The organism is Frondihabitans sp. GW821-FHT04F02 (genome assembly GCF_059420045.1).
The window spans coordinates 909,617-929,584 of sequence record NZ_JBWKSZ010000001.1 but is presented as its reverse complement, the minus strand read 5'-3'; the positions used below and the strand labels follow the sequence as shown (position 1 = coordinate 929,584).

At 71.7% G+C, this 19,968-nt stretch carries 19 protein-coding genes and 1 pseudogene; 13 read left to right on the top strand and 7 right to left on the bottom strand.

The annotated features are described in order from the left end of the window. Positions 1 to 62 precede the first annotated feature (62 nt). Positions 63 to 587, top strand: coding sequence for a GPP34 family phosphoprotein (locus AC07TY_RS04380; protein WP_494784428.1), 525 nt, complete (start codon positions 63 to 65; stop codon positions 585 to 587). Between the two features lie 42 nt (positions 588 to 629). On the opposite strand, the gene AC07TY_RS04375 is transcribed toward AC07TY_RS04380, so the two are convergent. After that, positions 630 to 1,658, bottom strand: a complete 1,029-nt coding sequence (locus tag AC07TY_RS04375) for an NADPH:quinone reductase (protein ID WP_494784427.1) — start codon at positions 1,656 to 1,658, stop codon at positions 630 to 632. 8 nt (positions 1,659 to 1,666) lie between these two features. Beyond that, a complete protein-coding gene (locus AC07TY_RS04370) occupies positions 1,667 to 2,149 on the bottom strand; it encodes a MarR family winged helix-turn-helix transcriptional regulator (RefSeq protein ID WP_494784426.1) in 483 nt (160 codons plus the stop codon). 62 nt (positions 2,150 to 2,211) lie between these two features. Here AC07TY_RS04370 and AC07TY_RS04365 point away from each other — a divergent pair, with 62 nt between their 5' ends. Both AC07TY_RS04365 and AC07TY_RS04360 read left to right on the top strand, forming a co-directional pair. Beyond that, the gene (locus AC07TY_RS04365; RefSeq protein WP_494784425.1) at positions 2,212 to 2,628 is read left to right on the top strand and encodes a hypothetical protein; all 417 of its coding nucleotides are present in this window, start codon (positions 2,212 to 2,214) and stop codon (positions 2,626 to 2,628) included. Between the two features lie 49 nt (positions 2,629 to 2,677). Further along, positions 2,678 to 4,015, top strand: a complete 1,338-nt coding sequence (locus tag AC07TY_RS04360) for an ABC-2 transporter permease (RefSeq protein ID WP_494784424.1) — start codon at positions 2,678 to 2,680, stop codon at positions 4,013 to 4,015. Positions 4,016 to 4,398: 383 nt separating this feature from the next. Here AC07TY_RS04360 and AC07TY_RS04355 read toward each other — a convergent pair whose 3' ends face one another. Continuing rightward, a complete protein-coding gene (locus tag AC07TY_RS04355) occupies positions 4,399 to 5,793 on the bottom strand; it encodes an MFS transporter (protein WP_494784423.1) in 1,395 nt (464 codons plus the stop codon). Between the two features lie 57 nt (positions 5,794 to 5,850). On the opposite strand from AC07TY_RS04355, the gene AC07TY_RS04350 reads away from it, so the two are divergent. The 4 genes from AC07TY_RS04350 (at position 5,851) to AC07TY_RS04335 (ending at position 10,840) form a co-directional block, all read left to right on the top strand. Then, the gene (locus AC07TY_RS04350) at positions 5,851 to 6,708 is read left to right on the top strand and encodes a LysR substrate-binding domain-containing protein (RefSeq protein ID WP_123505133.1); all 858 of its coding nucleotides are present in this window, start codon (positions 5,851 to 5,853) and stop codon (positions 6,706 to 6,708) included. A gap of 10 nt (positions 6,709 to 6,718) precedes the next feature. Continuing rightward, positions 6,719 to 7,084 carry a DoxX family protein gene (locus tag AC07TY_RS04345; RefSeq protein WP_488626108.1) on the top strand — a complete coding sequence of 122 codons (366 nt, stop codon included), beginning with the start codon at positions 6,719 to 6,721 and terminating at the stop codon, positions 7,082 to 7,084. A 65-nt stretch (positions 7,085 to 7,149) separates the two neighbouring features. Continuing rightward, positions 7,150 to 9,315: an alpha-galactosidase gene (locus tag AC07TY_RS04340; protein ID WP_488626109.1), complete on the top strand. Its 2,166-nt coding sequence runs from the start codon at positions 7,150 to 7,152 to the stop codon at positions 9,313 to 9,315. A gap of 79 nt (positions 9,316 to 9,394) precedes the next feature. Continuing rightward, entirely contained in the window at positions 9,395 to 10,840 is a 1,446-nt protein-coding gene (locus AC07TY_RS04335; protein ID WP_494784422.1) for an NCS2 family permease, read from the top strand. 169 nt (positions 10,841 to 11,009) lie between these two features. On the opposite strand, the gene AC07TY_RS04330 is transcribed toward AC07TY_RS04335, so the two are convergent. Further along, positions 11,010 to 12,764, bottom strand: a complete 1,755-nt coding sequence (locus AC07TY_RS04330) for a cytochrome c biogenesis protein CcdA (RefSeq protein ID WP_494784421.1) — start codon at positions 12,762 to 12,764, stop codon at positions 11,010 to 11,012. A gap of 171 nt (positions 12,765 to 12,935) precedes the next feature. Between AC07TY_RS04330 and AC07TY_RS04325 the strand changes: the two genes are divergently transcribed. Continuing rightward, positions 12,936 to 13,724, top strand: a complete 789-nt coding sequence (locus tag AC07TY_RS04325; RefSeq protein WP_494784420.1) for an SDR family oxidoreductase — start codon at positions 12,936 to 12,938, stop codon at positions 13,722 to 13,724. 72 nt (positions 13,725 to 13,796) lie between these two features. Here AC07TY_RS04325 and AC07TY_RS04320 read toward each other — a convergent pair whose 3' ends face one another. Together AC07TY_RS04320 and AC07TY_RS04315 are read right to left on the bottom strand one after the other, a co-directional pair. Beyond that, complete coding sequence (locus AC07TY_RS04320; protein ID WP_123504388.1) at positions 13,797 to 14,036, bottom strand: hypothetical protein; 240 nt, start codon at positions 14,034 to 14,036, stop codon at positions 13,797 to 13,799. Beyond that, the gene (locus AC07TY_RS04315) at positions 14,012 to 14,617 is read right to left on the bottom strand and encodes a hypothetical protein (RefSeq protein ID WP_494784419.1); all 606 of its coding nucleotides are present in this window, start codon (positions 14,615 to 14,617) and stop codon (positions 14,012 to 14,014) included. The genes AC07TY_RS04320 and AC07TY_RS04315 overlap by 25 nt, the downstream gene beginning before the upstream one ends. Before the next feature lie 149 nt (positions 14,618 to 14,766). Here AC07TY_RS04315 and AC07TY_RS04310 point away from each other — a divergent pair, with 149 nt between their 5' ends. After that, a complete protein-coding gene (locus AC07TY_RS04310) occupies positions 14,767 to 15,255 on the top strand; it encodes a helix-turn-helix domain-containing protein (RefSeq protein WP_494784418.1) in 489 nt (162 codons plus the stop codon). Further along, a pseudogene (locus AC07TY_RS04305) lies at positions 15,249 to 16,568 on the top strand (IclR family transcriptional regulator domain-containing protein); the annotation flags it as partial. The gene AC07TY_RS04310 and the pseudogene AC07TY_RS04305, both read left to right, overlap by 7 nt. 115 nt (positions 16,569 to 16,683) lie before the next feature. Here AC07TY_RS04305 and AC07TY_RS04300 read toward each other — a convergent pair. Then, complete coding sequence (locus tag AC07TY_RS04300; protein WP_494784417.1) at positions 16,684 to 17,226, bottom strand: YbhB/YbcL family Raf kinase inhibitor-like protein; 543 nt, start codon at positions 17,224 to 17,226, stop codon at positions 16,684 to 16,686. Between AC07TY_RS04300 and AC07TY_RS04295 the strand changes: the two genes are divergently transcribed. The 3 genes from AC07TY_RS04295 (at position 17,227) to AC07TY_RS04285 (ending at position 19,963) form a co-directional block, all read left to right on the top strand. Further along, positions 17,227 to 18,027, top strand: coding sequence for an alpha/beta hydrolase (locus AC07TY_RS04295; RefSeq protein ID WP_494784416.1), 801 nt, complete (start codon positions 17,227 to 17,229; stop codon positions 18,025 to 18,027). Next, positions 18,024 to 18,899: a DUF559 domain-containing protein gene (locus AC07TY_RS04290; RefSeq protein ID WP_494784415.1), complete on the top strand. Its 876-nt coding sequence runs from the start codon at positions 18,024 to 18,026 to the stop codon at positions 18,897 to 18,899. The genes AC07TY_RS04295 and AC07TY_RS04290 overlap by 4 nt, the downstream gene beginning before the upstream one ends. Positions 18,900 to 19,291: 392 nt before the next feature. Continuing rightward, on the top strand, positions 19,292 to 19,963 hold the full coding sequence (locus AC07TY_RS04285) for a DUF1345 domain-containing protein (RefSeq protein WP_494784414.1): 672 nt from the start codon (positions 19,292 to 19,294) through the stop codon (positions 19,961 to 19,963). The last annotated feature ends 5 nt before the right edge of the window (positions 19,964 to 19,968 follow it).

The window sequence follows — 19,968 nt, the reverse complement described above, 5'->3', positions numbered from 1 at the left end:
GCCTCACAGTCTGGAAGCGTGGCGTCACGCCCCCGTTTCTCTGCTGTTACGGGTGCGTTAACTTGCCGCGGGACCGCGTCGCCCGCGTCGCGCGCGACTGCATCGTCGTGCTCGTCGAACGGGAGCGGAGGGTGCTGGGGGTCTTCCGGCGCCGCTCGGTCGTCGAGGGCGACGCCGCGGTCGGCACGCGCGCCGTGGCGGCGATGCAGGCCGTCCTCGCGGGGGAGGTCGACGGAGACGAGCGCACCCGCGCGCTGGTGGGGTTCTGCGACGCCGCGGGGATCCTGCGCTGGCTCGTGACGCCGATCGACCCCGAGCGGCTGAAGGTGCACCGCGAGGCCGACGTGGCGCAGGCGGTGCGCAGGATCATCGTGGCGCGGCGGGAGCCTGCGGTGGGCCGGAACGATGTCGACTACGCGCCCTACGCCTTCGGGGTCGGCGTCGGCGATTCCGGCGGCGGACACCATGCGGGCGGTCACGGCGGCGGGTTCGACCTCGGCGGTGGGCACGGTGGCGGCAGCGGATTCGACGGCGGCGGCGCGGGTGGAGACGGCGGGGGCGGGGGAGGCGGCGGCGGGGGCGACTGACGTGGCCGGCACCTCGACCGCCGCCGCCCCGCCGCAGGGACGTCAGCCGGCTGAGGTCGTGTCGCCGATGTCGATGAGCACCTTCCCGGTGACGGAATCCTGGACGGCCTGGTGCGCCGCCGCCGTCTCGGCGAGGGGGAAGCGGACGAGCGGGAGCCCCGCGGCCTCGCCGACGGGGAGCGCGCCGGCGATGAGGGCCTCGGTGACGTCCTCGACCGCGGCCCGCATGGCCGTCTCGCCGATCGTGTAGAGCAGCACGAACTGGTAGCGCGTGTTCTTCGACATGTTGGGGCGCACCGCGAGCTCTGCGGTCGCGCCGCCGTCGTCGGCGTAAATCGACACGACGGCGCGCTGCCCGACCACGTCGGCGTCGAGGTCGGCGTTCTGCACGATCGAGACCTCGACGACGATGTCGACGCCGTCGGGGGCGATCGCCTTCACGACAGCGGCCGTGTCTTCGGTGCGGTAGTTCACCACGTGGTGCGCGCCCGCGCGTCGCGCCAGCTCGGCCTTCTCGTCGCTCGAGATCGTCGTGATGACGGTCGCGCCCGCCCAGCGCGCGAGCTGGATGGCGGCGTGGCCCACGGCTCCGGCGCCACCCGCGACGAGCACCACCCGCCCGTCGAGCGCGCCCGCGTGCAGGCGGTCGGGACCGCCCTCGAGCACGGTCAGGGCGCGGTGGGCGGTCATCGCGGGGACGCCCATGGTCGCTCCGACGTCGAAGCTCGTGCCCGCGGGGAGCTTCACGACCCGCTCGGCTGGGAGGACGGTGTACTCCTGCGCGGTGCCGGTCGGGCGATTGCGAGCCGAGAGGTACGTCCAGACGCGGTCGCCGACCTCGAGGGTCGAGACGCCGTCGCCGAGAGCGTCGACGACGCCCGCTCCGTCTTGGTTCGGGGTGACCTCGGGGAACTCGACGGGTCCGTTCTGCCGCGACTTCCAGTCGGTGGGGTTGACGGCCGAGACGACGACGCGCAGGCGCACCTCGCCGGGGCCGGGGGTCGGGATGTCGCGGTCGACGAGGTGGAGGACGTCGGGGGAGCCGGGCTCGGTGTAGACGATGGTTCGCATGAGCCCAGTCAACTACCGGAGGCGAAGAGCTTCCCGTCGGGGTCGAGCCGGCCGAGCACCGCGTCGCTGATGGAGCGGAGCTGCGCGACCTGCGCGGGCGTCAAGGCGTCGATGACCGAGTCGCGGACGTTAGCCACGTGGCCGGGCGCGGCGTGCACGACCTTCCGCCAGCCCGCGTCCGTGAGCGAGGCGTCGGTGGCGCGGCGGTCGTCGGCGCTGGGGCTGCGGGCCACGAGCCTCTGCTCTTCGAGGCGGGTCACGACCCGGGAGAGCCGGGGGAGCGTGGCGTTGGTGCGGGTCGCCAGCGCCGTCATGCGGAGCGTGCGCTCGGGTGCCTCGGACAGCATCGCCAGCACGAAGTAGTCGAAGTGGGTGAGCCGCTCGTCGCGCTGCAGCTGGGAGTCGAGGACGCCCGGGAGCAGCTCCAGGACGGCCGCGAACCGCACCCACGCCTCGCGCTCGTCGGAGGTGAGCCACCGGGTTTCCGTCATGGGCGAGATCCTAGCAATTGGTTGTCTCTACAAGTAAACGGACGGCGGCCTACGCTGGATGGATGGACGACCGGTTTCGTGTGGACGGCGTCGACCTCGGCGTCGACCTCCGGAGGTCGGTGGCCACCCTGGACGCCGACGGGTGCCTCGACGCGCGCGTGCTCGCCGGGGCTGTGCCCGGCGCTGTGGCGGAGTGGGCGACGGTGGCTCCGCAGATCCTGCTCGCGAGGGTCCCGGTATGGTTCGACGAGGCGGGGTTCGGGGCGACCATCGACACCGCCTTCGTCGACGACCTGGAGCTCGACGAGGGGGAGGCCGTCTTCGTCCTGAGCTCGCGGTTCGACCTCGGCGGGCGCCTCACCGTGCACGCGGGCGACCGGCTGCGCTTCGTGGGCGAGGTGCAGACGCCGTGGTCGGAGTCGCCGTGGCGGCTCGACGTGTCGCTGGCCTTCGGCGGGCGCCGTCGCACGGCAGTCTGAGCGCCACCCGCCAAGGCCGACACCTGTCGGGGATATCCTGCCTGAAGCCATGACAACTGCAGAAGACTCTCACAAGCACGTCGGCGACAAGCCCGGCGCCTGGACCCGCTACCGCAACTCGTACGAGAAGCTGCCGCCCGGGGTCCAGCTCATCGGGCTCCAGCTCTGGCTGCCGTTCTTCTTCGTGATCTGCTTCTGCTTCTTCTACGTGCTGGCGTTCCACGACCCGACGCCCAGAGACCTCCCGGTCGCGTTCGTCGGCTCGTCGAGCTCCGAGGTCGCGGACGCGTTCGCCAAGCAGACGGTCGGCGAGTTCGACGTCACCACCGTCGCGACGCTCGCCGAGGCCCGCGAAGGCGTGCGGTCGGGCGAGCTCGTCGCCGCCTTCGAGCCCGGCACGACCACCTCGACCCTGGTGGTCGCGAGCGCTGCGCAGTACCAGATCGCCACCCTCGCCAAGACGGCATTCACTCCGGTCGCGACTCAGCTCGGTGGCACTCTCGCGGTAGACGACCTCGCACCCCTGCCCGCCGGCGACTCGTTCGGCACGGTGCTCTTCTACGTCACGCTCGTCTTCATGATCGCCGGCTACATGAGCGCGATGTTCGTCGGCCTGATGGGCGGCGCCCTGCGGCACCGGGTGCGCCTGGCCATCATCGCCGGCGTCGCCGTCGTGCTGCCGCTCATCGCCGTGGTGATCACGCACTCGATCATCGGTGCCGTGTCGGGCAACTTCTTCGAGATCTGGGGGATCGGCGCGCTCACGGTCTTCACCGTCGGTCTCGTGACCAACGGGCTCGCGTACTTCCTCGGCCGGTTCGTCGCCGCGGGCGCCCTTCTGATCTTCGTCTTCTTCACCGTCCCGGCCTCGGGTGGAGCCATCCCCGTGCAGCTCGTGCCGGAGTTCTTCCAGCACCTTCACCCCTTCGTCGCAGGAACGGGCACCATCGAGCTGCTGCGACGCGCCGAGTACGGCGTCGGCCCCGACGTGTGGAGCGCCTTCCGGATCTTCGCGGGGTACCTCGTGGCCGGAGCCCTGCTCACGATCTTCGGCAAGAAGCTGTTCACGCGCCGGATGCGCACGGCCGCCATCACCGGCAAGCGGCCGTCGATGCTCGCGACGGCGCAGGGTCTCGCCATCGCGGCCGGGCGCAAGGCGGCCGAGGAGGCCGCGAACAGCGCCCAGGGCGGCGGCGTCGGCACGGCGCCGTCGGACGGGGACGCGCGCGTCGACACATCGTCGGTGCGGGTGCAGGCCGAGCGCGACGGTCAGTTGCACCGCGACGGCCGCGACCACCGCGACCACCGCGACCACCGCGACGGCGGCGTCGTCGGTGCACCGAGCGGCGGCCCGAGCGCGTCGGCGGTGGCCTCGGCGAGCGAGTAGCTGCGGCGCGAGGTGGCCGTGCGCGTCGGACCGCGCGGCCGGGCCCGACGGCGCGGGCCACTTCGCGAGGTGGCCGTGGGCGTCGGCCCGCGCGGCGGGGCGCGACGGCGTGGGCCATCTCGCGAGGTGGCCGTGGGCGTCGGCCCGGGCGGCGGGGCCCGACGGCGCGGGCCATCTCGCGGGGCGCGGCGGGGCGTGACGGCGCGGGCCATCTCGCGAGGCGCGGCGGGGTGCGACGCCGCGGGCCATCTCGCGAGGTGGCCGTGGGCGTCGGCCTGCGCGGCGGGGAGCGACGGCGTGGGCCATCTCGCGAGGTGGCCGTGCGCGTCGGCTCGCGCGGCGGGGCCTGACTGCGCGGGCCACCTCGCGGAGAGCGACGCCGCCTACGCCACGCGGTGGTCGATGCTCAGCACCGGCACGTGGTGGCGCACCCGCACGTGCAGCGCCAGGTGCCCGCGGCGCGCCAGCATCACGCCGGCGAAGACGGCCGCGAGCGCCGGCACCCCGCCCGACACCATCATGCCGACGTGCACGCCGAAGCTCTGGACGATCCAGCCCATCAGCGGCCCGCCGACGGCCTGGCCCCCGAGCAGCACGAGGATGTACAGCGACATCACGCGGCCGCGCACGCCGATGTTCGACGACATCTGCACGAGCGAGTTCGACGCGGTCTGGAACAGCAGCGCCGACATCCCGACGCCGATGAGCACGACGGCGAACGCGACGATGTTCGGCATGAGCCCGCCGGCCGCCTGGATGACCCCGGTGACGCCGACGCCGATGACGACGGTGCGGAGCCGCAGGTTGGCGCGCCGGGTCGACAGCAGCGCACCGGTGAGGGCGCCGACCGCGACCATGGAGTTGAACAGGCCGTAGCCGCCCGCGCCGACCTTGAACACGACATCGGCGTACGAGGCGAGCAGCACCGGCATCGTGAGGCCGAAGACGGCGAACACGGCGACCAGGAACACCGGCCAGATGATCGTCGGCTTGCCGACGGCGTAGGCGAGGCCGGCCTTGAGCGCGCCCTTCTGGCGCGGCGCGGGAGCAGTGCGGAACATCTCTCCGGCCCGGAGCAGCGACAGCATGCCGACCACGAGCAGGCAGGCCGCGCCGTTGATGACGAACGCCCAGCCGGCGCCGACCGCGAGCAGCAGGACCCCCGCGATAGCCGGGCCGATCATGCCGCCGAGCTGGAACACCGACGAGTTGACGCTGATCGCGTTGCGGAGGTTCTTCGGGCCGACGAGCTCGGTCACGATCACCTGGCGGGCGGGGTTGTCGATGACGGTGACGAGACCGGTCACGAAGGCGATGCCCCAGACCATCCAGGCCTCGACGACGCCCGAGAGAGTCAGGGCCGCGAGGCCGATCGAGAGCACGGCGAAGACCGACTGCGTGATCATCATCAGCATGCGCTTCGAGACCCGGTCGACGAGCACGCCGCCGAGGAGGCCGAACATGATCATCGGGGCGAACTGCATGGCGACGGTGATGCCGACGGCGGTGGCGCTGCCGGTGAGCTCGAGCACGAGCCAGTCCTGAGCGACGCGCTGCATCCAGCCGGCGGTCATGGCGACCATGTTGCCGGCCGTCCAGACGCGGAAGTTGCGGACGGAGAGGGCGATGAAGGTGTGACGCCACGGCGGGCGCTCGGTCACGATCGTGAGCGGTTCGGTAGGGGGGAAGGCAGTCGACGTCGACGATGTCACAGAGAGGTTTCCAGAGGTCGTGGTGCGAGAGATGATCTCCTTCCACGCTAGGTTCGTCGTTGTCATTCTGTTCCCCTATGGCCATAATCAAGGTCATTGGCTTTCGTAATGCGAGGAGACCGCGTGTACGACCCGACCCTGCTCCGCACCTTCCTCGTCGTCGCCGAGACGCACAGCTTCACGCAGGCCGCGCAGCGCCTGGCCATCAGCCAGCCGACGGTGAGCCAGCACGTCTCGAAGCTCGAGAAGGCGGCCGGCCGCGTGCTCGTCGCCCGCGACACCCGCGAGGTCGCGCTGACCGACAACGGCGACGCCATGGCCGGGTTCGCACGTACGATCCTGGCCGCGCACGCGGCGGCGGAGAGCTACTTCTCGGGCTCGGCGATGCGGGGGCGGCTGAGGTTCGGCGCGGCGGACGACCTGGCTATCACGCAGCTGCCGCGGATCCTGCGCCATTTTCGCCAGCTCTACCCCCAGATCAACCTGGAGCTGACCGTCAACCAGTCGATGCCCCTGCGGCGGCGCCTCGCGTCGGGTCACCTCGACCTCATCTTCGTCAAGCAGAACGCGGGGGAGTTCGACACCGGCACGCGGGTGGCCGGCGACCCGATGGTGTGGATGGCGCAGGAGCGGATGCAGCTCGACCCCGACCAGCCGGTTCCGCTGATCACGTACCAGGGGCCGAGCCTCAGCCGGCAGATGGCGATCGACGCGCTGGAGGCCGCGGGCCGCACCTGGCGGATCACCTGCAACACGCGCGACGTGAACGGGATCCTGGCGGCGGTGCGCGCCGGCATCGGGGTGGCGGCGTTCCCGTACTCGCTGATCCCGTCCGACCTGGTGAAGGTGTCGGTGCGGTTCGCGCTGCCCGACCTGGGCGACGTCGACTACGTGCTGCAGGCGAATCCGTCGGCCGCGCGCGAGCCGGTCGAGGCCCTGACGAGCGCGATCCTGAGTCGCGGTGTCAGCCGGGCGGAGTGAGATCGTCGTCATGACCCGTCTCGCCGCATCCCTCGTCGCCCTGCTGGGCACGTCGGGCACCCTGCACTTCGCTCGCCCTCAGACCTTCGACGGAATCGTGCCGAGATCCCTGCCGGGCACCGCCCGCACCTGGACTCACCTGTCGGGCGCAGCCGAGCTGGTCTGCGCCGCGGCCCTCGCCGTGCCGCGCACTCGGCGTCTCGGCGGGGTGCTGACGGCCGCGCTGTTCGTGGCGGTGTTTCCCGCGAACGTGACGATGGCCGTCGGCGCCCTCCGGAGCCCGCGCGCATCGAACCGACGCAGGGCGATCGCCGTGGTGCGCCTGCCGCTGCAAGTTCCGCTCGTCGTCGCGGCTCTCCGCGCGGGTCGCTCGTAACGGAGTGTCAACGTCGCCATACTGGTGTTTCCGCCGATCGCGCCTCACCCCCCCCTGGAGTTCCAATGCCGAAACTCGTCCACCTCCGTTCGTCTGGAGTCAGCCTGCTCGTCGACATCGCCGACGCCGCGCTGCCGGCGATCGTCCACTGGGGCGCCGACCTCGGCGAGCTGACCCGGGCCGACGCCGAGGCGCTCGTGCTGGCCAACGTCGAGGCGCGCACCGGCAACATCGTCGATGACCCGATCCGCCTGGCCCTGGTGCCCGAGCAGCACGTCGGCTGGGCGGGCAAGCCCGGCGTCGCCGGCAACCGCGACGACGGCTCGGCCTGGGCTCCCGCGTTCACCCCCGAGTCGTCCACCCTCGACGGCGTGGCCCTCGACGGCGCCGCGTTCGGCGTCTTCGTCGAGGCGGGGGCGGGGCTCCTGGTCGTCGGGGCCCGCGACGCGGTCGCCGGCCTGCTGATCACCGTCGAGCTCGAGCTGCTCGCCTCCGGGCTCGTCCGCGCGCGGGCGACCCTCCTGAACGAGGCCCCGGGCCTGTACCGGGTGCAGGAACTGAACCTCGCCTTCCCCGTGCCACCCCGGGCGAAGGTGCTTCTCGACTTCGCGGGCCGCTGGGGCAAGGAGCGCGTGCCGCAGCGCAACGACTTCGCCGTCGGCATCCACGAGCGCGAGGGCCGCAAGGGGCGCACCGGCGCCGATGCGGCGACGGTGCTCAGCGCGGGCGTGCCCGGCTTCGGGTTCCGCCGCGGCGAGGTGTGGGGCGTGCACACGGCGTTCAGCGGCAACCACCGGCACTACGCCGAGCGCCTCTTCACCGGCGCCGCGGTCGTCGGCGGGGGAGAGTTCCTGCTTCCCGGTGAGATCAGGCTGGAGCAGGGCGGCGCCTACCGGTCGCCGTGGGTCTACGCGGCCTACGGCGACGGGCTCGACGATCAGGCGGCGCGGTTCCACCGCTGGCTGCGGTCGCGCGAGCAGCACCCGACGCGGCCGCGCCCGATGACCCTGAACGTGTGGGAGGCCGTCTACTTCGACCACGACCTCGGGCGCCTGACCGACCTCGCCGACCGCGCGGCCCAGGTCGGCGTCGAGCGGTACGTGCTCGACGACGGGTGGTTCCGCGGGAGGCGCGACGACACCCGCGGACTCGGCGACTGGTACGTCGACGAGGGCGTCTGGCCCGACGGGCTCGGGCCGCTGATCGATCACGTCACCGGCCTCGGCATGGAGTTCGGGCTGTGGTTCGAGCCCGAGATGATCAGCGAGGACAGCGACCTGGCGCGCGCCCACCCGGAGTGGATCCTGCAGACCGGAGACCGGCTTCCGGTGCGCGCCCGCAGCCAGCAGGTGCTGAACCTCGGCATCCCCGAGGCGTTCGATCACATCCTCGAGCGGATGTCGGCGCTGCTCGACGAGTACGCCATCGCCTACATCAAGTGGGACCACAACCGCGACCTGTTCGACGCGGGCACTCCTCCCGTCGGCGCGCCCGGCGTCCACGCGCAGACGCTCGCCGCCTACGCGCTGATGGACGAGCTGAAGCGCCGCCACCCGGGCCTCGAGATCGAGGCCTGCGCGTCGGGCGGCGGCCGCGTCGACCTCGGCGTCATCGAGCGCACCGACCGGGTCTGGGTCTCGGACTGCATCGACCCGCTCGAGCGCCAGGACATGAACCGCTGGAGCATGCAGCTGCTGCCGCCCGAGCTGCTCGGCTCGCACATCGGCTCGGGGGTCAGCCACACGACCGGGCGCGCGCACCCGCTGTCGTTCCGTGCCGGCACGGCGATCTTCGGCCACTTCGGCATCGAGTGGGACCTCGGCCAGGCGCAGGAACTCGAGATGGCCGAGCTGACCGAGTGGGTCGCGCTCTACAAGCGCTCGCGCGCCCTGATGCACACCGGCGTCGTCGTGCGCTCCGACACCGAGGACCCCACGTTGAACGTGTACGGCGCCGTGGCGGGCGACCGGTCGGAGGCCCTGTTCTTCGTCGCGTTCACGGGCACGTCGATCACGGCGCCGGCGGGCCGCTTCGTGCTGCCGGGCCTCGACCCGGCGGCGCGCTACCGCGTCGAGCCGATCCTGATCGGCGAGCCCGAGCCGGGCCTCCGGCCTCCGTCGTGGTGGCCCGGCGTCGACCTGCCGGGGGCCGCCCTCGCCTCGGCGGGCCTGCAGGCGCCGATGTCGTTCCCCGAGCGCGTCATCCCCCTCCGGGTCACGCGCCTCCCGTGACCGCGGCGGCCTCGGTCGTGTGAGGGTCCGGCCACGCCGTAGGCTTGCTGACGGCCATTCCTGAACCTGAGGAGAACCGATGGCGAACCGCGCTCTCTCGACGACCGTCGACACCTACTTCGAGATCACGAAGCGGGGGTCGACCTGGGGCAGGGAGGTCCGCGGCGGCCTCGTGACCTTCGTCACGATGGCCTACATCGTGATCCTGAACCCCTTGATCCTCGGCGGCTTCTCGGCCGATCAGGCGTCGAAGGACATCCTCGGCAACTGGCTGCAGAACGCCCAGGTCGGCGCCGTCACGGCCCTGACCGCCGGCGTGATGACCATCTTGTTCGGCGTCGTCGCCCGCATGCCGTTCGGCCTCGCGGCGGGCCTCGGCATCAACTCGTTCCTCGCGGTCAGCGTCGTGAAAGACGTCACCTGGCCCGAGGCGATGGGCCTCGTCGTGATCGAGGGCCTCGTGATCGTGATCCTCGCGGCCACGGGCCTCCGCACCATGATCTTCAAGGCCGTGCCCGCGGCCCTCAAGACGGCGATCACCGTCGGCATCGGCCTGTTCATCGCGTTCATCGGGCTGGTGGACGCGGGCTTCGTGCGGACGTCGGGCGAGGCGTCGCCACCGGTGCAGCTCGGCGACGCCGGGTCGATCCAGACGCTGCCGACGATCGTCTTCGTGATCGGCGTGATCGTCATCGGCGTGCTGATGGCCCGCAGGGTCAAGGCGGCGATCCTGATCGGCATCGTGGCGACGACGATCGTCGCCATCATCCTCAACGCGATCTTCAAGGTCCCGGAGTCGCTCGGGACCAACCCGGCCGGCTGGAACCTCAACGCGCCCGTCCTGCCGACCGGCATCGTCTCGCTGCCCGACCTCTCGCTCGTCGGCCAGTTCGACCTTTTCGGCGCCTTCTCGCGCATCGGCGGCGTCGCCGCGACGATGCTCATCTTCACCCTCGTCTTCACGAACTTCTTCGATGCGATGGGCACGATGACCGGCCTCGCCCGCCAGGCGGAGATCGCGGCCCCCGACGGCACGTTCCCGCGGCTCCGCTCGGCCCTCATCGTCGAGGGCGTAGGTGCCGTGGCCGGAGGTGCATCGTCGGGCTCGTCGAACACGGTGTTCGTCGAGTCGGCGGCCGGCATCGGCGAGGGCGCCCGCACGGGCCTCGCATCGGTCGTGACCGGCGTGCTCTTCCTGCTCGCGATGTTCCTGACGCCGCTGACCCAGGTGGTGCCGCTCGAGGTGGCCGCCGCGTCGCTCGTCGTCGTCGGCGCCCTGATGGTGTCGCAGATCCGGCACATCGACTGGGGCGAGTTCTCCGTCGCGCTGCCGGTGTTCCTCACCGTCATCGTCATGCCGCTGACGTACTCCATCTCGAACGGCATCGGCGCGGGCTTCATCTCGTGGGTGCTGATCCGGTCGCTGTCCGGCAAGGCACGCGAGATCAGCCCGCTGCTCTGGATCGTGGCCGTCGGATTCCTCGTCTACTTCGCTCGGGGGCCGATCCAGGCCTGGCTGGGGTAGCGCGGGCGCGCGTCGCCCGGCCGGCGCGCCGGCGGCCGCGTGGCGCGAGGTGGCCGTGCGTGTCGCCGGGCCGGCGCCGCGCCGACGCGCGGGGCCATCTCGAGGAGGCGACCGCGCCGAGCGGCGAGCCGCGAGCCGCGAGCGCCGAGCGCCGCACGCCGCACGCCGCCTACCCGAAGGTGCACGAGTAGGCGTCGAGACCCGGCGTGAGGTGGACCGTGATCGTACCCGTCTCCGCGGCCGACGACGACGCCACCGTGTAGATGTTCGGCGCCCCCGACACGGCGATCGACTTGCCACCGAAGGTCAGCGTGCCCGTCCCGCCGACGTCGAGGAAGACCTTCGACGCCGTGTAGCTGAGCGTGATCGTCGATCCGGACACGCTCGTCAGCTTCTCGGAGCCGGCCTTCCACCGCCCGCCGAGCGCGAACTCGTCGGCGGGCACGGTCGACGGCGTCGTGAAAGTCGCTGTGCCGTTCGCCAGGTCGGGGCTGCCCGCGTAGTAGGTCGCCCGCTTCGTGCCGAGGTAGGTCTCGGGCGACTGCGACGAGTCGGTCGGCGTCGTGTCGGCCACATCGGTCGCCGGCGGCAGGGTCGCCGTCGGATCGGCCGCGGCGAGGAGCTGCCGGATCATGCCCTCGACGCCGGCATAGTCGCCCTCGCCGACCGACACGTGGCGGATGTCGCCCGACGCGTCGATCAGGTAGTCGGACGGCCACGACGTGTTCGCGTAAGCCGACCACGTCTTGTACCCGTTGTCCTGGGCGACGGGGTACGTGATTCCGAGGCGCTTCGCTCCGGCTTTCACGTTCGAGCCGACGTGCTCGAACGCGTACTCGGGGGTGTGCACGCCGAGCACGACGAAGTCGTCGGCCGAGTACGTCTTCGACCACTGCTCCACGTGCGCGATCGCGCGCTGGCAGTTGATGCACGAGTACGCCCAGAAGTCGACGAGCACGACCTTGCCTCGGAGAGACGCCAGGGTGACGGGCTTGTCGTCGGCCGTGTTGAACCAGCCGGTCAGGCCGGTGAGCGCCGGTGCGGCGCCGCAGTCGCGCAGCGTCTTGGCGACAGTGTATTGAGCTTCCCCCTGGCAGGTCGCGAGGCTGCCGTCGCCGGCGGAGACACCGGAGCCACCCGAGCCGCCGGTGCTCCCGGACGACCCCGACCCCGACCCGCTGGCATCCTGCAGGGCCGACGAGACCCCGGAGCCGCCGCTCTGCAGCGACTGGTCGAGCGACGCCGTGTAGTCGGGAATGGCCCGTTGGATCCCGTCGGTGGCGTTGAACGCGAGCGCGACGGCGAGGCCCAGCACGACCACGCCGGCGCCGACGCGGATGGCGCGCTGCCGCGTGCGGAACGCCTTGACCCGCTCGGCGACGCCGCGGCCGGCGAGCGCGAAGATCAGAAGGGGCGTGGCGGTGCCGATCGCGAATGCGACGGTGAGCACGACGGTGTCGCCGCCGATCCTGCCGGTCGCCCCCGCCACCGTGATGGCGGCGAGCACCGGGCCCGCGCACGGCACGTAGACCGCGCCGAGGATGAGGCCGAGCAGGAACCCGCCGCGGTCGGTGCCGACCTGCCGCTGCGGCACCCACGAGAACGGCTTCTCGAGCAGGTGCTGGAAGCGCGGCACGATCATGCCGACGCCGAGCAGCACGAGGGCGGCGAGGCCGACCCAGCGGATGATGTCCTGCGGCAGCGGCAGGGCGCTCAGCACGACGGAGCCCAGCAGCGTGAAGATGCTGAAGCTCAGAGCGAGACCCGCTACGACCAGGAACGGACGGCTGCCGACGTCGCGCATGTTCTCTCTCGCGCCCTGCGCGCCGCCAGACAGGAAGATGACCGGGAGCACCGGCAGGATGCAGGGCGAGATGCCGGTGATCAGACCACCGACGAGCCCCAGGAAGACGAGGGTAACCATCGTGTCGAGCGTACGGCCGGGGTGAGGTGACCACGGGCGTGGGCCGGAGTTCCTGCGCGATTCGTAAGATCCGTCGCTCTCACAGGGTGAGACGACGGCGGGTGCACGGCCGAACCGTTTGGTGTGATCAGTGGACTCCGCGAAGGGCGCGGAGGGTCGAGGAGGACCATCATGAGCACCGAACGCCAGAAGACAGTCGTCGTCACCGGAGCAGCCCGCGGGATCGGAGAGGGCATCGCCCTCCGTCTTGCGAAAGACGGGCACCACGTCGTCGTCGCCGACCTCGGCGTGATGGAGAGCGACCTGCACCAGACCGCCAAGGCCATCAACGACGCGGGCGGCACGGCCACGGCCGTCGTCGCCGACGTCACGGACGAGGCCTCCGTCACCTCGCTGGTCGCCGCCGCCGCCGAAGCCGGAGACGGGCTCGACGCCTTCGTCGCGAACGCGGGCATCGCGCAGGTCGAGGCGCTGCTCGACTACGACCTCGCCAACTTCCAGAAGATCCTCGACGTCAACATCACCGGTGTCTTCCTGAGCTACCGCGCCGCCGCGAAGCAGTTCATCGCGCAGGGCACCCCGGGCAAGATCATCGGCGCCGCGTCGATCGTCGCGTTCCGGCCGTTCGCGTACCTCGGGCCGTACTCGGCGACGAAGTGGGCCGTCCGCGGCCTGACGCAGGCCGCCGCCATGGAGTGGGCGGAGTACGGCATCACCGTCAACGCCTACGGCCCCCGCATCGTCGGCACGGCGATGTGGGACCTCATCGACGAGAAGCTCGCCGCCCGCGACGGCCTGCAGAAGGGCGAGGCGCTGGCCGAGAACGCCAAGAGCATCCTGCTCGGCCGCGTCTCGGTGCCGAACGACGTGGCGCAGCTCGTGTCGTTCCTCGCCGGCCCCGACTCGGACTACATCACGGGGCAGACGATCCTGGTCGACGGCGGGATCCAGTTCTCGTAGCCGGACGCGGCCGAGACTCCAGCGTCGGCCGCGAGAAGCGACGTCGAAAGGGCTCGCACCGGAGTCTCGCCGTCAGGCACCGGGCTTGCGGCTCAGAGCGCGGGCGCGTGTGAACCGGGAGAAGCCCAGCGCCATGCAGGCAGATGGCGGAATGGCCAGGACGATTCCCAGGAGGTGGCTCACCCCGGCTGCAGCCGCGAAGGACAGCCACCACAACGGAAGGACGGCCACCCAGAAGAGGATCGCGGTGGCGATCAGGCGATCCTGAACGCTGCGGTTTGCTCGGCTCATTTCGGCGCCGATGTCCGGCACTGGATCGTGCTGCCGCCCTTGACGTCATACCAGTAGAGGTTGCGCTTCTGCGAGCAGACACCCTTCTTGTGGATGTATGAGACGGCCACACCGACCACGATTCCCGCAAGGGCACAAGCTACCGCGCCGACTCCAGGGATGGCGCAGATGGCAGCCACGATTCCCGCAGTGATCAACGTGTTCGAGAGGACGTTTTGATCGAACTGATTGAACGAGAACCAATAGCCGTACTTTGTCTTGCCGACACCGAGCCGGGAGTCACGCGTGATCTCTTCGCCAACCTCGCCAATGGACTCTGGATTGACCAACGTCAGGCTGAGATCGGGCGTCACATGAAACGTGGCAGTCTCGACGCCAGCGGAACGCGAGTATTCACGGTCGAGCTCCGTCGAGTTGAATTCGCGATAGGCCTGGGCCCACTCCGCGGCCGTAAAAGTCGCTTGGACGTTGTGCGCCGGTTGCGGAACCGCTACTTCGATGGGCGCTGAAGAGGTCGGCGCGGCCAGGGCCGGAGCGACCCCGATGGCAGCAAGTCCGACCACGAGAGACGACGTCATGGCGACGCGTTTTGACCAGTTCATTCGATCCTCTTTCTCCGGCGCTTCGTCGTGCCGAGATCCGCCACTATGCCATATTCCGCCGTGACATGTAAATACTAAAAAGTCGACCGTTCTCACAGAATGAGAGACATGGGAGGCCGTATCGGCCGGCGGGCGCGCACACTGGGGGCATGCGAATCGATGAAGCTTCGACACTTGCCCGACCCTCCGAAGCGCCACCCGCTCCGACGTCGCCGATCGTGGCGCCCACCGCGGGGCGGGGCCCCTCCGCCACGGCCCGCGAGTCCGGCGTCGCCACCGTCGAGAAGACCCTGGCCATCCTGGAGGCCGTCGCCGAGAGCGGCGGAGCCACGGCGCGCGAGGTCTCCGACGTCCTCGGCTACCCGATACCGACCGTGTACCGGCTGCTCCAGGCGCTCGTCCAAAGCGACTACCTCGTGCACCTCACAGGAGAGCACCGCTTCGAGCTGGGCTACAAGCTCGACCGGCTGGGCGTCTCGCTGCACCGCCAGGTCGGCATCCCGACGTCGGTGCGAGCGGAGGTGTCGCGCCTGCACTCGCTGACGCAGACGGCGGCGTACTTCGCGTCTACCGCGGAGCCGACGTCGTCGTCGCCTACGTCGTCGACTCGCCGGCGCACCCGCGGCTCACCCCGTTGAACTTCGGATTCCACGAGGCCGCCCACGCGACGGCCTTCGGCAAATTCCTGCTGGCCGGGATGTCGAGCGAGCAGCGCGACCAGTACCTCGACGTCCACGGACTCGGCCGCCTCACTCCGACGACCAAGACCGCCCGCGCCGATCTGCTCGCCGAGCTGGTCGAAGTCGGCAACTCGGGCGTCGCCTGGGAGAACGAGGAGTTCGTCACCGGCCAGACCTGCGCCGCAGTCGGAGTCCGCAACGGAGCCGGCATGATCGTCGGCTCCGTCGCGATCAGTGCGCCGTCGGGTGAGCTCACCCCCCGCCGCCGCTCCGAGGTCGAGCGCCACCTGCGCGATGCCGCGGCCGCCGCCGCCCGAGCCAAGCTCGCCGCCGCCACCCCCGCGACCGTCTTCGCCCTTGACGCCGACGGCGACCTCGTGCGCCTCCCGGCCGTCGGCGGCACCGCCACCACCGTCGCGGCCGACGTCACCGCCTACGCCGTCGATGCCACGGCGACCTCCTACGCCGTGACGCCCGCCGGCCTCGTCCGCGTGAGCGGAACCGGCGCGACGACGAGCGTCCTCACGTCGGCGACGGCGGCCGCCTCGTCGGCCGTCGCCCTCGACGCCGCCGGAACCGTCTACATCTCGAGCGGCACCAGGGTCTTCAAGGTGCTCGCCGGCACCACGAAGGCGATCGCGGTCGCCACGCTTCCAGTCGCGCCCGTCGGCTTCGGCGTCGCCCCGAGCGGCACGGTCCGCGTGCTCGAGAACGTCGCCGGCGCGCACCAGGTCGTCGCCTATACGACCTCGGGCCGGACAGCGACGCGCGCGATCGCCGACTCCGCCTACTCCACGCCGGTGTCGGGCACGTTCGGCGCCAAGGGAAACCTCTACTACGCCAGCATCTCGACCGGCGGCAGCGTCTCCGTCTCGTGTGCGCGCGTCGCCAAGGGCGGCACCGCGCCGGTCTCGCTCGGCGGCGGCTACGTCGTGGGCGGCGTCGGCCTCTCGGGCGACTTCTCGCTTCTGCAGGCGGCAGGATGGTGCACGTCGTACGGCCTCGGCTCCGGTACCTGCACGCCCGACCTGGCCGTCGCGGCCGTCCAGTCGACCGACCTCGCGGGCACCACGACGTCGATCCCCGTCGACTCGCTCGCGCTGGCCACCGACGACGAGCGCTTCCCCGCGGCGACGACGTCGGTCACGACCGACACCGCCGGAGCCCTCTACGTCGGCCAGACGACGGGCCTCGTGCGGTACGACGCCGCGGGCGGTGCGCCGACGCGGCTCGCCGACGGCGCGTTCACCGAAGTGCAGCTGACCAAGTAGGCCCCGCCCGACGGGCACTTGCTGCGCCCACGGCAGAGCCCCTCCGCTTCGGCATGATCCCGCCTGCGGGATGCAGGGGGTGTGCCGAAGCGGAGGGGCTGGGTGGCTGCGAGCGCTACTTCGCCTGGAACCAGGGCGTGATGACGCCCCGCGCGAGGGTGTGGCTGAACAGGTTGAAGCCGAGGAAGCCGGGCGTGGCACTCGCGTCGATGCCCAGCGTGTCGACGTCGAGCGCGTGCACGGCGATGAAGTACCGGTGCCTGCCGTGGCCCTCCGGGGGAGCCGCGCCGAGGTAGTGGGCGAGACCCCCGTCGTTCTTGAGCTGGAACGCGCCGGATGGCAGGCCCGACCCCTCGGCATCGCCCGCGCCGGAAGGCAATGACGTCGTTGCTACGGGCACGTCGACGACGGCCCAGTGCCAGAAGCCCGAGGCGGTGGGGGCGTCGGGGTCGTACACCGTGACGGCGAAGCTCTTGGTGCCCTCGGGAAATCCCGACCAGCTGAGCTGCGGACTGACGTCGTCTCCGCCGGCGCCGAAGATGCCGGAGACCTGCGGGGTGGGCAGCTCGGAGCCGTCTCCGACGTCGGTCGAGGTGAGGTCGAAGGTCGGCACCTGGGCGATGTCGTCGTAGGGGTTCGTGCGTGAGGTCGTGCTCATGTGTTCTCCTTTGGTCCGTCGTCCCTTCTACACGCGTCGCCTGGATCGCGGGTCGGCGCTGCGGCGTGGCCGCCCGGGTCGTGTCGCGCGAGATGGCCGTGCCGGTCGTTTCGGCGCGGGCGGCCAGACGAGCAGGGCCATCTCGCGAGAAAGCCCGGCGAACCCGCCGTCGTGATCGGCCACTCCACAGGCGGTGCCCTGGCGCAGGAACTCGCACTCGCCCACCCCGACGTCGTCGCCGGGCTCGTCCTCGTCGACACCGGCCCGAACATGCACGAGCACGGCGACGTGGGGGCGATCCTGCGCCATCCGCACGGCGTGGTCGCCCGCCCTGGCCGAGGGGATCCTCGACCGCTCGTTCGCGTCGCCGCCACCGCCCGAGGTGCGAGCCTCGATGCTCGCCTACGCCCTCGGCGTCGAGCGGCGGGCCGCCCTCGACATGCTCGCCAGCCAGCACGCCCTCGACTGCGCTCCCCGTCTCGCGGCGGTGCGGGCCATGCCGGTCGAGGTCGTGCGCGGGCGGCTCGACCCCGTGCGGACGGTCGAGCAGGCGACGCGTTTCGCCGACCTCCTGGGCTCGCCGCTGACCGTGCTGGACTGCGGTCACATGCCGCCGTGCCGCTCGCGTTCGCGAGATGGCCCTCGCTGTCACCGCGCGCGGGCCGGGGCGACCGCGGGGGCCATCTCACGGCGCGGGGGCCTGTGGAGAGCTCGCCGCACCCTGTGGAGAGCACCAGCGCAGGAACTCCCGGCTCGGCCACTCTGTCGGCATGCGCCCCCGACCCCTTCCTTCGCCTTTGAGCACTCACCCGTTCGTCGTCCGCGACGCCCTCCCTCTCGTCTCGCCCGAGCGCCTCCGCCGCCGCGATCTGCTGCGCCCTGCGCGCGGCCTCCGAGCGCACGTGTCGCTCGCGGGGCTGCCTCCGCCCGTGCTCCTGGCCGGGGTGCTGGGCCCGAACCAGCACTTCAGCCACACGACGGCCGCCGCTCTCTGGGGCATGCCCGTCCCGGCGGTCGGCGGCGTCCACACGACGACGATCGGGGCAGGGTCGGTCACTCGACGGGAGGGCTTCGTCGGCCATCGGATCACGGCCGAGCGGGCGCGGGTGGCCGTGCTGCGCGGCATCCGCGTGTCCGACCGCGTCGACGCGTGGGCGGAGTGCGCGACGCTCCTCTCGGTCGACGAGCTCGTCGCCGCAGGCGACCACCTCGTCGGGCCGGCGGGCTGCGACCTCGACGATCTCCGCGCCGCTGCCGACCGCCGGCGCGGGCAGCGCGGCGTGCGAGCCCTGTGCGCGGCGCTCGACCAGGTGCGCGTCGGGTCGGAGTCGCCGCGCGAGACGCGCCTCAGGCTCCAGCTGCTGCGGGAGGGGTTCCGTCTGCCGCTGCTCAACTGCGCGATCCACGACGCCGACGACCGCTTCGTGGCGCGGCCCGACATCATCTTCGGCCGGGAACGGGTGTGCGTCGAGTACGACGGCGACCACCACCGCACGAACCGGACGACGTACCGCGACGACAAGCGCCGCCGCGAGGCACTCGCCGACGCCGGGTGGACCGTGCTCTATCTCTCGGACGACGATCTCCGCGGCCCCCACTGGGCGGCGTTCGTCGGACGGCTGCGTCGCGCGCTGGCTCGCGGCGAGGCCGCGCGCCGTCGGCCCGCGCCGTGATGCCGTAACCCCGGCCCCGGCCCGGCGCCCCCCCCGGCGTGAGCCGTGAGGTGGCCCTCGCCGTCGGGCGGGTGGGGTGCCGGCGACGCGGAGGGCCATCTCGCGGGGTGTGGCGGGTGGGGTCGCGCCGGCGGATGCGGCGGCGTCGGGCCGCTAGGCCGTGCGGGGCCGGTGAGCCGGCGGGCCGGTGAGCCGACGGGCCGGCGAGCCCACGAGGTGGCCCTCGCCGTCGGGCGGGTGGGGTGCCGGCGACGCGGAGGGCCACCTCGCGCGGCCCGAGCAGCGCGAGCACGCACGCGGACGACACGCTCACGGCGCGCCCCCGCGCGCGGACGACCGGCGACACGGCGTGTCGCCGCGCGCCGGGCCCGGGCGCGCGCGACGATCAGCCCATGGACAGCAGCCCCGACGCCACCAGCACCGAGGCGGGCATCCGGGGTCGCAGCCGCCTCCGGTTCGCGGTGATGGCGGCGGTCGGCCTCGTGAGCGGCGGGGTCGCCGCCGCGCTGGGCGCGGGCCTCCAGTCCGTCGTGATCGGCTGGGCCGTCGCGTGCCTGACCTTTCTCGTCTGGGTGTGGGCCGTCGTGGTGCCGCTGCCCGCCGGCGAGGTCCGCACGCACGCCCACCGCGAAGATCCGTCGCGCCCGACGAGCCATCTGCTGCTCGTGCTCGCCAGCGTCGCGAGCCTAGTGACGGTGGTGGTGACGGTCGTCGAGGCCCACGACGCGACCGGGCTGCACGCCGACCTGCTGGCCGGGCTCGCCCTCACGAGCGTGGCGCTGTCGTGGTTCCTGATCCACACCCTCTACATGCTGCGGTACGCCGTCCTCTACTACTCGGGCGAGACGGTGGGCGGCATCGACTTCAACCAGGACGAGCCGCCGGCGTACCTCGACTTCGCCTACGTCGCCTTCGACCTCGGCATGACCTTCCAGATCAGCGACACCAGCATCACGCAGAGCGCCATCCGCCACGTCGTCCTCGGGCACTGCCTGCTGTCGTACCTCTTCGGCTCCGTGATCCTGGCGACGCTCATCAACCTCGTGGCCGGCCTCGGCTCCTAGGCGAC

Coding starts and splice junctions, on each gene's coding strand:
- AC07TY_RS04375 (WP_494784427.1), bottom strand. CDS start 1,658: ATGCGAACCATCGTCTACACCGAGCCCGGCTCCCCCGACGTCCTCCAC.
- AC07TY_RS04370 (WP_494784426.1), bottom strand. CDS start 2,149: ATGACGGAAACCCGGTGGCTCACCTCCGACGAGCGCGAGGCGTGGGTG.
- AC07TY_RS04365 (WP_494784425.1), top strand. CDS start 2,212: ATGGACGACCGGTTTCGTGTGGACGGCGTCGACCTCGGCGTCGACCTC.
- AC07TY_RS04360 (WP_494784424.1), top strand. CDS start 2,678: ATGACAACTGCAGAAGACTCTCACAAGCACGTCGGCGACAAGCCCGGC.
- AC07TY_RS04355 (WP_494784423.1), bottom strand. CDS start 5,793: ATGACAACGACGAACCTAGCGTGGAAGGAGATCATCTCTCGCACCACG.
- AC07TY_RS04345 (WP_488626108.1), top strand. CDS start 6,719: ATGACCCGTCTCGCCGCATCCCTCGTCGCCCTGCTGGGCACGTCGGGC.
- AC07TY_RS04340 (WP_488626109.1), top strand. CDS start 7,150: ATGCCGAAACTCGTCCACCTCCGTTCGTCTGGAGTCAGCCTGCTCGTC.
- AC07TY_RS04335 (WP_494784422.1), top strand. CDS start 9,395: ATGGCGAACCGCGCTCTCTCGACGACCGTCGACACCTACTTCGAGATC.
- AC07TY_RS04330 (WP_494784421.1), bottom strand. CDS start 12,764: ATGGTTACCCTCGTCTTCCTGGGGCTCGTCGGTGGTCTGATCACCGGC.
- AC07TY_RS04325 (WP_494784420.1), top strand. CDS start 12,936: ATGAGCACCGAACGCCAGAAGACAGTCGTCGTCACCGGAGCAGCCCGC.
- AC07TY_RS04315 (WP_494784419.1), bottom strand. CDS start 14,617: ATGAACTGGTCAAAACGCGTCGCCATGACGTCGTCTCTCGTGGTCGGA.
- AC07TY_RS04310 (WP_494784418.1), top strand. CDS start 14,767: ATGCGAATCGATGAAGCTTCGACACTTGCCCGACCCTCCGAAGCGCCA.
- AC07TY_RS04300 (WP_494784417.1), bottom strand. CDS start 17,226: ATGAGCACGACCTCACGCACGAACCCCTACGACGACATCGCCCAGGTG.
- AC07TY_RS04285 (WP_494784414.1), top strand. CDS start 19,292: ATGGACAGCAGCCCCGACGCCACCAGCACCGAGGCGGGCATCCGGGGT.